General features: G+C 69.7%; 19 protein-coding genes. 4 read left to right on the forward strand and 15 right to left on the reverse strand.

From position 1 onward, the window contains the following. Positions 1 to 645 (reverse strand): tyrosine-type recombinase/integrase (locus VGE38_RS16790; RefSeq protein ID WP_331143704.1); only part of this gene is annotated, 645 nt, incomplete at its 3' end. A 294-nt stretch (positions 646 to 939) separates the two neighbouring features. Between VGE38_RS16790 and VGE38_RS16795 the strand changes: the two genes are divergently transcribed. Continuing rightward, positions 940 to 1,671, forward strand: a complete 732-nt coding sequence (locus VGE38_RS16795) for a TIGR02391 family protein (RefSeq protein WP_331143705.1) — start codon at positions 940 to 942, stop codon at positions 1,669 to 1,671. Between the two features lie 14 nt (positions 1,672 to 1,685). On the opposite strand, the gene VGE38_RS16800 is transcribed toward VGE38_RS16795, so the two are convergent. After that, positions 1,686 to 2,081 (reverse strand): hypothetical protein, encoded by a 396-nt coding sequence (locus VGE38_RS16800; protein ID WP_331143706.1) that lies wholly within the window; start codon positions 2,079 to 2,081, stop codon positions 1,686 to 1,688. A 187-nt stretch (positions 2,082 to 2,268) separates the two neighbouring features. Between VGE38_RS16800 and VGE38_RS16805 the strand changes: the two genes are divergently transcribed. The 3 genes from VGE38_RS16805 (at position 2,269) to VGE38_RS16815 (ending at position 3,145) form a co-directional block, all read left to right on the forward strand. Beyond that, complete coding sequence (locus tag VGE38_RS16805; protein WP_331143707.1) at positions 2,269 to 2,424, forward strand: hypothetical protein; 156 nt, start codon at positions 2,269 to 2,271, stop codon at positions 2,422 to 2,424. Positions 2,425 to 2,453: 29 nt separating this feature from the next. Beyond that, positions 2,454 to 2,696 carry a hypothetical protein gene (locus VGE38_RS16810; RefSeq protein WP_331143708.1) on the forward strand — a complete coding sequence of 81 codons (243 nt, stop codon included), beginning with the start codon at positions 2,454 to 2,456 and terminating at the stop codon, positions 2,694 to 2,696. A gap of 245 nt (positions 2,697 to 2,941) precedes the next feature. Beyond that, positions 2,942 to 3,145 carry a hypothetical protein gene (locus VGE38_RS16815; RefSeq protein WP_331143709.1) on the forward strand — a complete coding sequence of 68 codons (204 nt, stop codon included), beginning with the start codon at positions 2,942 to 2,944 and terminating at the stop codon, positions 3,143 to 3,145. 5 nt (positions 3,146 to 3,150) lie between these two features. Here the strand turns inward: VGE38_RS16815 and VGE38_RS16820 are convergent, their stop codons facing one another. The 13 genes from VGE38_RS16820 to VGE38_RS16880 form a co-directional block, all read right to left on the reverse strand. Beyond that, positions 3,151 to 3,417 (reverse strand): hypothetical protein, encoded by a 267-nt coding sequence (locus VGE38_RS16820; protein WP_331143710.1) that lies wholly within the window; start codon positions 3,415 to 3,417, stop codon positions 3,151 to 3,153. A gap of 1 nt (position 3,418) precedes the next feature. Further along, positions 3,419 to 5,746, reverse strand: a complete 2,328-nt coding sequence (locus VGE38_RS16825) for a hypothetical protein (protein ID WP_331143711.1) — start codon at positions 5,744 to 5,746, stop codon at positions 3,419 to 3,421. Then, positions 5,739 to 6,062 (reverse strand): HK97-gp10 family putative phage morphogenesis protein, encoded by a 324-nt coding sequence (locus VGE38_RS16830; RefSeq protein ID WP_331143712.1) that lies wholly within the window; start codon positions 6,060 to 6,062, stop codon positions 5,739 to 5,741. Before VGE38_RS16830 ends, VGE38_RS16825 begins: the two co-directional genes overlap by 8 nt. Continuing rightward, positions 6,059 to 6,658, reverse strand: a complete 600-nt coding sequence (locus tag VGE38_RS16835; RefSeq protein ID WP_331143713.1) for a hypothetical protein — start codon at positions 6,656 to 6,658, stop codon at positions 6,059 to 6,061. The genes VGE38_RS16830 and VGE38_RS16835 overlap by 4 nt, the downstream gene beginning before the upstream one ends. Next, positions 6,655 to 7,104 (reverse strand): hypothetical protein, encoded by a 450-nt coding sequence (locus VGE38_RS16840; RefSeq protein WP_331143714.1) that lies wholly within the window; start codon positions 7,102 to 7,104, stop codon positions 6,655 to 6,657. The genes VGE38_RS16835 and VGE38_RS16840 overlap by 4 nt, the downstream gene beginning before the upstream one ends. A gap of 113 nt (positions 7,105 to 7,217) precedes the next feature. Then, positions 7,218 to 7,580, reverse strand: a complete 363-nt coding sequence (locus tag VGE38_RS16845; protein ID WP_331143715.1) for a hypothetical protein — start codon at positions 7,578 to 7,580, stop codon at positions 7,218 to 7,220. After that, positions 7,577 to 7,975 carry a MerR family transcriptional regulator gene (locus VGE38_RS16850; protein WP_331143716.1) on the reverse strand — a complete coding sequence of 133 codons (399 nt, stop codon included), beginning with the start codon at positions 7,973 to 7,975 and terminating at the stop codon, positions 7,577 to 7,579. The genes VGE38_RS16845 and VGE38_RS16850 overlap by 4 nt, the downstream gene beginning before the upstream one ends. Next, positions 7,972 to 8,289, reverse strand: coding sequence for a VRR-NUC domain-containing protein (locus tag VGE38_RS16855; protein WP_331143717.1), 318 nt, complete (start codon positions 8,287 to 8,289; stop codon positions 7,972 to 7,974). The genes VGE38_RS16850 and VGE38_RS16855 overlap by 4 nt, the downstream gene beginning before the upstream one ends. Further along, a complete protein-coding gene (locus VGE38_RS16860; protein ID WP_331143718.1) occupies positions 8,286 to 9,011 on the reverse strand; it encodes a hypothetical protein in 726 nt (241 codons plus the stop codon). The genes VGE38_RS16855 and VGE38_RS16860 overlap by 4 nt, the downstream gene beginning before the upstream one ends. Further along, positions 9,008 to 9,433: a hypothetical protein gene (locus VGE38_RS16865; RefSeq protein ID WP_331143719.1), complete on the reverse strand. Its 426-nt coding sequence runs from the start codon at positions 9,431 to 9,433 to the stop codon at positions 9,008 to 9,010. Before VGE38_RS16865 ends, VGE38_RS16860 begins: the two co-directional genes overlap by 4 nt. Before the next feature lie 526 nt (positions 9,434 to 9,959). Continuing rightward, entirely contained in the window at positions 9,960 to 11,135 is a 1,176-nt protein-coding gene (locus VGE38_RS16870; protein WP_331143720.1) for an AAA family ATPase, read from the reverse strand. A 127-nt stretch (positions 11,136 to 11,262) separates the two neighbouring features. Then, positions 11,263 to 11,565, reverse strand: coding sequence for a hypothetical protein (locus VGE38_RS16875; RefSeq protein ID WP_331143721.1), 303 nt, complete (start codon positions 11,563 to 11,565; stop codon positions 11,263 to 11,265). A 777-nt stretch (positions 11,566 to 12,342) separates the two neighbouring features. After that, positions 12,343 to 12,759, reverse strand: a 417-nt coding sequence (locus VGE38_RS16880; RefSeq protein WP_331143722.1) for a tyrosine-type recombinase/integrase, incomplete at its 5' end; no start/stop codon positions are given.

Below are 12,759 nucleotides of genomic sequence, written 5' to 3' on the forward strand. Positions count from 1 at the left end.
CGGCGACGATGCGTGAGCGTGCCGGGAGCGCTCGCGCAGGTACTTCTTGAGCGCTAGAGCCGTCTTGGACCCGAATGGGGACGATCGGTAGCGCCGGCCCTTGCCGAGCACGGTGGCGACGCCCATGTCGAAGTCGATGTCGTCGAGGGCGAGGTTGGCCAACTCGCTGCGACGCATCCCGGAGTCGAGGAAGAGGCGCACGATGGCGGTGTCGCGTCGAGCGGCGAAGTCGCGCCCTTCGCACACGCGCAGGAGCGCCCGCACCTGGTCGTCGGTGAGCACCGGGACAGGCTGCTCGGGAACGGCCGGCGCTCGCACTTTGGCCATCGGCGACTCGGGCAGCTCGCCGTCCTCGACGAGCCAGTTGAAGAACACGGCTAGGCCACCGTGCCGGGTCTTGGCGGTCGACGCCGACCGGGTGGCGAGCAGGTGCTCGAGGAACGCCTCGACGTGCTCGCGGCGGATGTTGACCGCCTCGGCCGGCATCCCCCGCTCGTCGAGGAAGGCAGCGAACTGGCGAACGGCGGTGCCGTAGGTCTTCACGGTGGCGGGGGACTTGTTGGCCGCCCGCAGGGACAGCTCGAACTCCTCCCCCAGCTCAGCGACGGTCGGTGCGACCGGGTTGGCTCTCGTAGCCTGGGGCATGGCCGACGCCTCCTGGGGTGTCGTCCGGGCCCCGGGGTGTTCGCGCACCGCCGGGGCCATCTGATGTCCCGGCCAGTGTCGCACGTTGCACTTATCGGGTCAACGACCGCAGTACTAGAGATGCACCGCCGCTGTGTCCGACGTTTCCGCAGGTAGCTGGTGGTTTTCGATCACATCGCCCTTACCGGGTAGCACCCGGTAGGCGTCGTCTACCGACCACGATGCGCTGTTCTAACGTGGGATTCCCCAGGTCGACGGCGAGCGTGGCGACCGCGGTTATCAGGTGGTGCGAGAGTGGCGGATCGGGTCATCCATGATCGGGAGGCAGCGCTAGCGCTCCTCGAACAGTGGCTCGACCACCTGGCGCAGCGCGAGAGGGCGCTGGCCGGACGTCCCGACTTCGGGACCGTCGACGAGATCGACGAGTGGTTCCTCACACACATCACCCTGCTGAAACGGATCGGGGGATCGCTCCACGGTGACCAGTGGGCGAACGGGTATCTCGGTCCCCCTTGGCCAACTTCGCGCGACGCAGTGCTGATGATGAGGGGCACCCTCCGCACGGAGGAAGCTGCCGCAGCGATGTTCACTCCGCCCGGGCCCCGCATCGCCGCTGCATCGCTGCACCCGTGGGTCTGGACCGCTGCACGTGAGGTGTGGGCGAACGGTCATCATCGAGAGGCGGTGGCAAACGCGGCGACGATGGTGGAATCGAACTTCCGCAGCAAGCTCGGACGCTTCGACATCTCCGGCGCATCTCTCGCTCGCCAAGCGTTCTCGCTCTCACCCGCCTCTGCGGCTCAGCCTCGACTGCGACTGGTCGACGGACCCGACGCTCCCGAGGATCAGCGGTGGAAGTCGGCCCACCAGGGAGCGATGGACTTCGGCGCCGGTGTGTTCGAGGGCATCCGCAACTGGGCGGCCCACGTCGTCGAGGATGCCGACGAGCAAGTCGCCCTCGAGTACCTGGCCGCCCTGTCCGTGCTGGCCAGGTGGGTCGATGGCGCCCGGAGCGTGACAGGTTGACGGCCTCGCTTCGGTCAGTCGAGCTGCGACCGAAATCTGCCCAGCTCGGCACCAGCCCGAGCGACCCCCGCTAACTCTCGGGCCAGCGCCGCTCGGGCGGCGCTGCGGTATCGGCGGAGCTCTCCGGACTCCCGCATATCGGGGCGCAGAGATCCGAGCGCCACGAGCGCCTCCCGCGCTGTCATCGGACGCACGGCGTCTCGGGTCGACTCGAGGACGATCTCGTCGGACGGCTGTTCTTTCCGCGTCTCCCCTAGATGCACTGCATGACGCCACGCTCGGAGAGTCGCCTCAATGAGTGCCGGGTCGAGACCGCCCTCCCGAACGTCGAAGCCGGCATCCCTCAGAATTCGGGTAGCCAACACCCGCCATCGCATGTCGATCGGCAGCGGGTACTCGCGCTCAGCCATCTCCGAGACCGTACAGATTCGGTGCGACAGCGCCCGCTACCTGCGACTATCACGACTCGTGATTCGACATCACGAAACACGGTTTGACCTGGGGAAATGCATCCGTCATGGTGCTCTCGACGACAGGTGGACCGGGCGCCCGATGGCACGGGCCCCGGTCCCGGACGGAACCCCAGGAGGTCCCGACATGCCCACCGTAGACACCACCCCCACGGTCGACGAGCGACACCAGGAGTTGGTCGAGCAGCTCGAGCAGGTCACCGCCGAGCGGGACGCCCTCCGGCTTCGACTGGCGGGCATCCATGCCCTGTCCGTCCCCGGCGATCTGCCGGACGTTCGATGAGCTCCCCAGAGTCGATCGACGAGCGCATCGTGGAAGCGCTCCCACCCGAGGAGCGCCACGGGAAGCTGCTCGGGCTGCTCCGGGACGCGCTAGGCGACGAGGATCAGTGGCTGGTCGCTGCGGTGGACCGGACGGCGTGGGAGTTGGTGACCGAGATGCAGGAGCGGTGGGGTCGGCCGCTCGCCGCCGAGTTGCTGGCGTCGTTGCCGACGCACCTGGTGACGTTCCTCGAGGGCTACGGGCTGCAGACGGAGCGCCTCGAGGTCGCCTGAAACCCCACCTCTCACCCCCAGCGCGCGGCGCCCCTCGCCTTCGGGTGGGGGGCGCCTGCGCGCGGGGACGCCCCACCGGGCGGATGGTGGGGCGTCCAGTGCCGACAGGCGGTGTCGGCGTCGCATGGCCCCGGAGGCGGTCCGAGGCCAGCGGCCCCACCGTAGGCCGGCCAGCGCCGCGGCTGGTGTCACCCGGGCGAAGATGAGCCGCACGGCCCAGCGGTCGAGCCGTAGCCTCTCGGACCATGGCGGATGATGCGGACAGCAGGACAGCGGCCGAGGTGCGTCGGCTCCGACTCACGATCGTGACGATCTTCGTGGTCGTGGTGCTCGTCGGGGCTGGGTGGCTCGCCTATCGGCGGGCGAACGACAGCGGCAGGGCGAAGGCCGACCGGCTCATCGACTGTGTGAACGAGAACCTGAGCAGCCCCACCTCGCGCGACTGCTGAGCCGATCAGTCGGTCTGCTGCTCATCTAGGGCCGCCCACAGAGACTCGAGCGCTATCCCGACGTCGCAGCCCTCACTCGTAGCGACGGCGTGGACGGCGATGCTTACGAGTCCCGCTAGCAAGCTCACGATGTGGCCGGCTCCGTCTTGTGTCTGGCACTGTGCGAGGACCTGCTGGCCGGTGAGCTGCGCTAGGTCGGCGTCGTTGGCGACCACCGCAGCGACCATCATCCGGACGTCTCGAGCGAGGTCGTCGGGTACTGCGTTCGGCATGTCACCGACCTCCTGCGTAGGCGGCCTCGCGTCGGAACAACCGGAGCGCCGTCCGAGTCGCCTTCTCAGCGTCGCCAGTTGTGATGTTGAAGGTGTTGTGGACCGTCATCCCGCCGCCCGCGCCGAGCTGGTTCGCGGGGATGACCGTACCGTCACTGCTGGGCGTGAGGAGCGTGGTCCCGTCGACCGTGCGCAGTCCCTCCACCCCGTACTCGTTCACCGGGTAGGTCGTGCCAGGCGACACGCGACCACCCGCCGCCTTCGGCCTCCCGGGTGGCGGAGCGTTGAGTCCCTCGATCCCGGAGAGCTGCCCCGGGGTGAACCGCAGCTCCGGGTTCGCCGGCGCCAGGCCAGCCTCGACGATTCGCTTCTTGAGCTCGTCCAGCGCTGAGAGCGCCTGCGACGTGTCCGCGGTGACCTTCATGCCGCGGTCGTGGATCGCTTCGCCGGCCTTCGTGTCGACCTCACCGAACTTGGCGATGGTGCGGTCGGCGTCCTCGCGGGTGATGACGCCCTGGTCGACCATGCGCTGCAGCGCAGCCTTCGCCTCGTCGATCCCGCCCGGGATGGCGGCGGCCGCAGCAGCGAGCCGCAGGAGGGCGTCCTCGGCGCCGAGCCCGGCTTGGGCGGCGTCGATGCTTGAGCGTTCCTGGTCCCGTTGGGCGTCCTCGAGGTTCCGCAGAGCGTCCCGGGCCTCTGCCGAGTCCTTTCCGTGCTTGCGGACCTCGTCGTTGTAGGTCTGCTGGGCGTAGAACGCCTTAAGGGTGGAGTCCTCGACGTTCTTCTGGGCGTCCTGCAGTCGCTCCTGCGCGTCGATGGCGGCGAACAGAGGGTCGGTGGCGGCCTTCTGGGCGTCGGCGGCGTCGCGGATCGACTGTGCCCACCCGTCGGTCGCCGCTTGGGCCTCCTCCGTGGAGAGCTTCGACTTGTCGATGTCGCCGGTGTAGGCGGCGATCGCAAGCTTGGCATCGGGGAACGTGTTGCCGGCTTCCTTCTGGGCCTGCAACCACTTGAGGGTCTCGTCCTTGCTCTTCCCGGTCACCAGGGCGAGCGTCTCGGACACGATCCGCATCGACTCGAGTTCCTCACGGACCCGGTCGAGTTGGTTCGCGGCGAGGATCATCTGGTCACGCTGGTCGGCGTCCCAGATCGCCTTGCTGTTCTCCCTCGACTTGTCGAGCCCGTCGACCTCGGTACGGATGCGGCCGATCCGGTCGGCGAGCTGGTCGTAGGACTCCGACTTCGCTGCCTCGCGCTGGTGGTCGACGATCTTCTGAACGTCGTCGTCGAGCCCGTGGATCGCGTTCTGGTAGAGCTGGCTGGCGGCCTGCGCGGCGGCGAACACCGTGCCGGCGGCGGCGACACCGTCGAGCATCCGCTGGTGACTCGTCGCGAACGACGTGACCGCGTCACGGCCCTTCGTGAAGGTCTCCGGGGCCTGCTTCGCAGCGGTGACGGTGCCGGAGATGGCCGACACGGCCTTGGGGCCGACAATCGCCAACGCACCGAGCGCAACTGCTCCGGTCTGCACTGGCTCCGGCAGGGCGGTGAAGGTGTCGACGACCGGGCGGGCGACGTCGGCGAGGCCCTCGAGCGCGGGGGCGGCGCCACCGACGATCGCGCCGGACAGGTCGTCGAAGGCGTTGCGGGCCCGGTCGAGCTTCCCGCCGAGCGTGTCGCCGTAGGCAGCCGCGGAGCCGCCGACCTGCTTCGTCAGCTCCTCGAGGATGACCTTCTGGGCGGACATCACGTCCCCCGCCTCGACGAACCCCTTGATCTGCTCCTTCTGCTGGGCGGAGAACGTGACACCGACCCGCTGCAGCGCCGTGAGACCCTGCAGCGGATTGTCGAGCGCCTTCCCGAGGGTCAGGGTCGAGGACGACAGATCCTGCCCGTAGGCCACCGACAGGTCCTGCGCCAGGGTGAGCGCCTGGTTGTAGATGTCGTTCCCGGCGCCGACCTCGTTGCGGACGTTCCGGAACGTGAGCAGCAGGTTCGCGCCGCCCTGCACCGCTTCCTTGTCCGCCCCCGACAGGTTGGCGAGGGAGGTGGCGAGGGCGTCGATCTCGTCGGCGGTGACGTTGGCCTGACCGCCGGTCGACTTGAGCGCTGCGGCGGTCTGAGCCGCTGCCGCCTCGGCGGAACGCAGCTCGTCGATCCCGGTCTTAAGGAACCCACCGACGAGCAGGCCTGCGAACGCCTTCTTGGCCTTGTCCGCGGCCGACTGCGTTGCCTTGTCGATCTCCCGACCGAGCTCGCCGGAGAACCCGTCGGTCTTGGGCCGGACCCGGACGAACGCCGAGCCGAGGTCCATCCCTTCGTCAGCCACGACGCCTCCCTACCTCGTTCGCCAGCGCCGGGCGGAGGAACGGCTGGGCCGGCGTGCGCGACGTGCCCAACTCGACCCACGGGGCGTAGGTGACGCCGGTCCCGATCCGCACCGACACGCCCTGGTCGTCACGCTCGACCTTGTGGGTGATCGACGCCCGCAGCCGGCCGGTGTCGACCGGGCAGGCCCGCTTGGCGTCGCGTTCGATGCGGGCCCCGATCCGCAGCATCTCGGCGGCGATGGGCCCGTCGGGTGCGTTCAGCAGCCGGTCGATCTCAGCCTTCGCCTTGAGCCGCAGCTCGACGTCACCGATCACTTGCCCGCCCCAGCCTTGATGAGTGAGACCTCGGCCTTGATCGACGCCACCTGGGGGCCGGTCAGTTCGGTCACCGACAGCACCTCAGCACCCGGCATCGCGCCAACGGTGGGGACGCCCGGATCTGAACAGAGAGACAGCTCGACCAGCTGCGCGACCTCAGTCACGATCCCGTCCGGTGATGCCCACTCACCGCGGGTGCCCTGCACGCTGATCGACACTGTCTGACCGACCTGTACCGGAAGGCAGGTGAACGCTTCCAGGTAGAGAGCGACAGGCGTGTCCCAGTACCCGGTCACGCGTCCGTACTCCGGCGGTTGGATCTGCTCGGCGCCGTAGTGGCCATGCCATGCGCACACCGGCGCGGGGTGAGTGCCGTTCACGGCCTCGTCGAGCACTCCCGGGGTGAACGCTCCGTAGCGGACGCCCTTGCCGTAGGTGCGCAGGTCGGCATCGCTCGGGGCGACCCCGTAGGGGACCGCTCGGCAGGTGAACGACCAGAGCCGGCCTGCCTTACGCCAGCGCTCGCGGCGCTCCGTCGACCAGCGGTTGAGCAGTCGGCGCGTCTCGTTAGAGAAGAGCGGCGCCGTGGTCATGCGTCCCGGCTCCGGGCCGCGACCGTGATCTCGTGGCGGCGCGGCCCGTACCGGTCGAGCTTCGCCTCGCGCTCCTCGACCTTGTCGGGCCCGCCCCGCTTCCACATCGCCTCGCCAGTCACTGACCGGCCGACGAACGACGACACCGCCCGCTCGGCGTCTTTGAGTGCCACACCGAGCATGCGCACGTTCTCGGTGTTCACCGCGCCCCGGTTGTTGAGCCGGCGCATCCGTCGCAACTCGAGGTCGAGCGCCTGCACCCGCATGATCCCCTCGGCGGCCGTCCACGCAACCTCCGGGCCGAGCGGCTCCGTATGCGGTCCCTCCTCAGCATCGGACGCCTCGAGGGTCGACGGGGCCACGACGGCGGCGAGGCCATTCCGCTTCTGGAGAACACCGGCGAGCGCCTCCACACTCGCCCGGAACTCCGGCGCAGCGGTGCGCAACTCGACGAGCTGCTCGGCGTCCCTAGCGGTCGTCGGCACCGGATCACCGGCGGCGGTCTCACGCGCCCACCGGGACTCGCTGCGCGACCTGCGTCGCTCCACGGGGGCCGGCATCACTCGGCCCCCACGCCGGCGGCGTTCGGACCGACCAGCACCGCGCCGATCCCGTACGACGACTGCGCCGTCCACGACCGATCCCCGCTTCGCATTTCCGGCGGCACCATCCCTCCCGCCGCCTCACCGTCGAGGTGACCAGACGGGACACCGGCCCGGAACGCCTTCCACGCACCGGCCGCCACAGCGAACAGCGCCCGGGCGGCGCCCGTGAGTTCCCTCGAGCGGCTCAGCGACGACGGGGCGAGCCAGTCGGCCAGTCCCTCGTCGATGATCTCGACCCGGAAGCGCAGCGGCGCCTCACCGTCGTTCACCGCCACCACCTTGCGGCGGCCCTTGTCGGTGGTCTCTGTGACCTTCACGCTGCTCTCCTTCTGGCGAGCCGCTCGGCCCGCTCGTCGACCGAAGCGGCGTCGACTCGGATCCCCCACTCAGTCCTCTCGGCCGACCGAAGCTTCCCGCCCTTCACAAGACGGCAAACCCAACCGTGGGAGCAGCCGAGTCGACGTGCCGCTTCGTCTGCCGTGATCCACTCCACCGGCTCTGAACCTTCGGCGTCCACGGTTTGAACCTCAGCGTTGGCGATCTGCTCGAACATCGGCGCCTGCTCCACTGCCTCCGCCTCAGCGATCAGCGATTCCAACTCCGCCGGCCACGCCAACCGGTTGCGTCGCCACTTCTCGTCGCGCCAGAACTCCAACGCCCGCCGTACCGCCGGCACCAGGTGGCGGTGCACAGTCCAGTCACCCGTGCTCACGCCGCCACCTCCGCCGTCAGCACCGCCAGCACCTCGTCGAGGTCGCTCGGCTTCCAGACGTGCACCTCGAGCCCCGCCTCGGCCAACTCGTCGAGCACCGCCCGCTGCGCCAGCGACAGCGCACCGTTCTCGGCCTTCAGCTCGGCCGCCACCACCCGCCCCGGCCGCCACAGCAACAGGTCCGGCCACCCCGCCACCGAGGTCGTCGTCGACCACCTCCCGGCCCGGGCCTGAGAGCGACGCACGTGCATCGACCGCCATCCGTGACGCTCCGCGAGGGCGAGCACCTGACGCTGCCACTCCGCCTCGGTCACGACCCACGCCCCAAGTACTCGTCCAGCCCCTCCGACCCGACCGGCGTAGGCGGCGGCACAGCACCCCGATACCGAGAGCCCGACACACGACCCAACTCCCGAGAGAGCCGCTCAGCGAGCAACGGAGACGGGCGACCCTCAGCCGCCAACAGGTCACGAGACGGCACCCGATCCGCCATGTCGACCTCAGCCACGGGCGACTCCTCGTCGACCTCGGGCGCCGGAGGAGGTGCGAACCGTTCGGCCGGCACCACCAGCACATCACCAGGCCGCCACTCCTCAGCGAACCTGAACCCGCGCCGAGCTGGCTCCTCGAGCGGCGACCAGTCCGACGGACACACCACCGGATCACCCTCGACGTGCACCTCCCACGGCCAACGGAACGGACGGCGAGACCCCTGCACCGGCGGCCAGGACAGACCCAGCGCCCCGCACGCCTCCCGCTGGCGTTCCCGATGCCGCAGGTAGCACTGGAGGTCCCGACGCATGAGCAACGTCCGCAGTCGCTCCTCCGGGCTCTCCGGCTCCCGCTCCCCCGCCTGGCCATCACGGCGGCGCTTCTCGGCCCGCAGCGACCAGAGCCAGAGCATCTGCTCCCGCCACGGCTCCCACGCCCACTGCGGGTAGTCCGGCAGCACCTTGAACCCCGGAGGCACCAGAGCGGCGGCCCGTCGTCGTGCGTCCTCCCGGGCCAGGACGCGGGCGAGGTCGATATCGCTCACGGCTCGCGCTCCTCGGAGTCGGCGTCGATGAGGTCGCTGAGGTGGTCGTTCACGACGTAGCGGCCTGCCCCGGACGGGATGCCTAGCTCGGACTCGAGGGCGGCGATCTCTGCGGCGATCTGAGCGTCAACCGTGCCGGAAGCCCTCGAGGTGTTGAGGGCGGCCTGCGTCACGTCCTTGCCGAGCTGGGCCCGACTGAGAGGGTCGAGGCCGAGACGGATCCGATGGTTGGCCGCGGTGGTCTGCCACCGGGCGAGGGCTGTGTCCCACGGCAAGCACGTCTCGCAGCCGGCGCAGGGCACCGCACGGTCCTCCTGGTGGCGAGCCAGGGCGTCGGCGTACAGCCCCGCCCGTGTCTCGGCGATGGCCCACGCACGCACGGCGGCCGTGTCGGAGTCGAGCAACCAGGGCGCCTTTGCCATGGCCGCCTCGACCAGTTGAGCGGCGAGGGGGTCGACAACCCGCGACGACCTGGCCCCGACGGTCAGGGCGGCGGTGTTCCCCACCTCGAACGGCGGCCACGAGTAGCCCCGCTTGTCCAGCCCGCGGCCCGTCACTCTGACCTGCCCTTCACCCGGTAGACCTCAGCTACCTGGCCACCCCCGCCACGACCTGCAGGGCGCTGACCTGCGATGACGACGGCCAGGTCGCTCGATGGGGCGGCGCTCCACCCGATACACCGGCTCCCACTCACCTCGCGCGCATCGTTTGTGCGAGCAGCGACCGAGAGGCACACACGAGGCTGCGGGGTGGGTGAGGGCTCCCGGCGAGGGCTCCCGGGGCCGTCGTGGTGACCTTGCCCGGGGGCTCGTGGTGGGTAGTGGTCCTCATGGGCGTCGGACCGGCACCTTGCCCTTGCCCCTCCTAGGGTCGGGGCAAGGGGGCAAGGTTGGGTGCCTGGGTTCCGGGGGTTGCCCGGGGCAAGGTGGGGCAAGGTCGGGCAAGGTGTCATCGGAGGATCTCCTCGATGTCGGCGTCGGTGAGGTCGCGGAGCCACCGGAAGGTGGTTGGTTTGCCGGGGCCGCCGGTGTCTTGGTGGATGACGTCGAGGCGGTGGAGGAGGCGGACGGCGTCGTCGATGTCGGTGTTGCGGGCGCCCTTGGTTCGGGCGCGGACGGCGGCGCGGAGGTTGGCGAGGCCGGCGAACCCTTCTGGTCCTGCCTTGTGGATGGCGGCGAGCACGGGGCGGAGGAGCGCTACGGCGCCGCCGGCTGCGGTGGCGGCGCTCGGTTCGCCTGGCGCCTCGACCAGGAGCTCGAGGTGGGTGCCAGTGGGGTCGACGTGGACCCACGCGCCGACCTGGCCGCGAGGGTGGTTGCCGTGGCGGTCCTTGGCGCAGGTCAGCTTCAGCTTCCCGGGGTGCTCTCGATCGAATGAGGTGGCTTGCTCAACGAGCCATGACGACCCGGTGATGAGCGCCCGCTTCCGTTTCGACCCGGACGGGTGCAGGGGGTTGTCGGCGGCCTTGGTCGTGTGGTCGATGAGCACGACGGTGTGACCGGCACGCTCGAGCCGCTTGGGGAGGATGCGGGCCCACGTGTCGACGTCGAGGTCGTCGTTCTCTCCGAGCCCGTTCAGACCGAGGGCTTCGCCGACGCTGTCGACGACCGCCAGGACCGATCCGAACGGTGCGAGCGCGTCGACGAGGGCGTCGGTGCGGGTGTAGCTGGCCGGCTCGTCGGGGTTCACGTAGTGGAACAGCCGGGCGATCGTCTCGGCCGGGACGCCCATCGCTAGGAGACGTTCGATGGCGGTCGCTTCGTCGGCGTCCTCGAGGTCGAGCCATGCGACATGGCCGCCTCGGTTCATCGTCTCGACGGCGGCTGCGAGGGCAAGGAGAGACTTGCCGATGCCGCTGTCGGCGTGGAGCCCGTTGACCTTCCCGGCGTAGAACAGGGCGATCCCATCGTGTCTGCGGAGGATGGTCGGAACGGTCCGCTGCACGTCGCCGGCGAGTCTGGCGGCGAGGTCCCGGAGCGCCCACGTACCGAGGCGGTCGTCGATGCTCATCGCAGCTGGCTCGGCGGTGAGGGCGTCGATCGATGCGATGCGTTCGGCCTCGAGGTGCTCGGGCTCGTCGAGGGCGACGGCCCACTCGTCCGGGGTCATGTCGGTGGCGGTCATCGCCGGCCCCCGATCCGCCGCAGGAGGGCGTAGGCGAACCAGAGCTGGTCCGGGGGGATCTGGGCGCGGCAGTACATACAGCGGCGCCAGGTGCGATCGTGGCCGCACCGGTCACGACGACGGCCGCTCACGACGCATCACCCAACGTTCGGCGACGGTCGCCAAGGTGGCGGACCACGGGTGAGCGGCGCTCGAGGCGGGCGCGGCCCTGACGACGGAGCCTCTCGAGACCGACGACGTTCTCGTCAACATCCGGGATGCCGGCGAGGTCGAGCCGTCGCTTCAGTCGGGCGACCTCCGCGACCAGTCCCTCGATCGCAGCGGCCTGGTCGGTATCCTGAACGTCGTGATCGTGCTGCTTGGCGGCGGTGCTGATCTGGTCGGGGTCCGGGTTGAGCGCCGGGCCTCGACTCGCGTCCGGGGGCCTCATGCGGCGCCCCTGCTCTGCCGCTTCGCCGCCCGTGCCTTCGCGCTCTTGAGAGCTAACGAGCCGAAGTACGCGCGCCGGGCCGACTCGGCGCGGCGAGCCCGCTCGCCCGGTTCGAGGACGCGGTCGGGGTCGACCTTGTCCTCGAACCGGGCGAGGAAGGCATCCCGCGCCGGCTGGGTACGGGCGTGGACGTCAGGGGTGTTGGCCCACGATGCGTGGGAAGCGACGCGGGCTCGGAGAGAACGTTGTGCTGGCGACAATGGCATGGCGAACACGCTCCAGAGGAGAGTGCGCCCTTGCCATCGGGTGCGTCAGGTCCGGTGAAGTGGCTCGAACGGTCCAAGTCCGTGAGCGCGGGCACCGAGCAGGTTCTGCGATTGAGAGAACTGTAGACGGTGTCCTACCGAACCCGCGCGGACCGTCCGCCCATTCGCCACTCCGACACTCTCCGGTCCCCATTCTCGGCACTAACAGCAGTGCCGATGACCCATCGCTTTCGTGGCGCCCCCGTGACCTGCTCGGCGGAGAACCAGACCACCTGACGGCACTGCTTGCAGCGATAGAGCGCACCGTCGAGGTTGGCCAGCGGAAACCCGAACCCGATCTCACTCCACAAGCGGTAGTAACGCACCCCGGACCAGTATTCGCTGACTGGGTAAGCCAGCAGCGACCCCCTCGGGCCGTCGACGACGAGCTCCTGCCCGTTCTTGACCTCGACCCTCGCGAGCACGGGGTGATCCGAGCATGGACAACGAAGCGTCGTGGAATGGGCCGCCATCAGTAGCGGTCCCCTGGCGAGTTGGCCCGGTGCGCGGCAAGCGCGCGCTCGTCGGCGGCCGATCGGGCGTAGCGGTCGAGCATGTTGCGGTTCCGCCACCCGGCGAGTCGCATGAGATCGCCCTCGTTGCCACCCTGGCTCAGCCACGAGTGGGCGAACGTGTGCCGGAACTGGTGCGGGTGCAGCCCCTCGATCCCGGCCTGTGCGCCGCGCCGCTCGAGCATCTGCTGTACGCCGTCGTCGGTGAGCGGCCCCATCTTCCCGAGCCACAGCCTCGGCGACGATGCGTGAGCGTGCCGGGAGCGCTCGCGCAGGTACTTCTTGAGCGCTAGAGCCGTCTTGGACCCGAATGGGGACGATCGGTAGCGCCGGCCCTTGCCGAGCACGGTGGCGACGCCCATGTCGAAGTCGATGTC

Source organism: Nocardioides sp., assembly GCF_036405735.1.
Lineage (GTDB): Bacteria > Actinomycetota > Actinomycetes > Propionibacteriales > Nocardioidaceae > Nocardioides.

Bases quoted from the DNA above. Each gene is read 5' to 3' on its own strand.
- VGE38_RS16875 (WP_331143721.1), bottom strand. From the start codon at position 11,565: ATGAGGCCCCCGGACGCGAGTCGAGGCCCGGCGCTCAACCCGGACCCC.
- VGE38_RS16835 (WP_331143713.1), bottom strand. From the start codon at position 6,658: ATGACCACGGCGCCGCTCTTCTCTAACGAGACGCGCCGACTGCTCAAC.
- VGE38_RS16870 (WP_331143720.1), bottom strand. From the start codon at position 11,135: ATGACCGCCACCGACATGACCCCGGACGAGTGGGCCGTCGCCCTCGAC.
- VGE38_RS16865 (WP_331143719.1), bottom strand. From the start codon at position 9,433: ATGGCAAAGGCGCCCTGGTTGCTCGACTCCGACACGGCCGCCGTGCGT.
- VGE38_RS16815 (WP_331143709.1), top strand. From the start codon at position 2,942: ATGGCGGATGATGCGGACAGCAGGACAGCGGCCGAGGTGCGTCGGCTC.
- VGE38_RS16820 (WP_331143710.1), bottom strand. From the start codon at position 3,417: ATGCCGAACGCAGTACCCGACGACCTCGCTCGAGACGTCCGGATGATG.
- VGE38_RS16805 (WP_331143707.1), top strand. From the start codon at position 2,269: ATGCCCACCGTAGACACCACCCCCACGGTCGACGAGCGACACCAGGAG.
- VGE38_RS16800 (WP_331143706.1), bottom strand. From the start codon at position 2,081: ATGGCTGAGCGCGAGTACCCGCTGCCGATCGACATGCGATGGCGGGTG.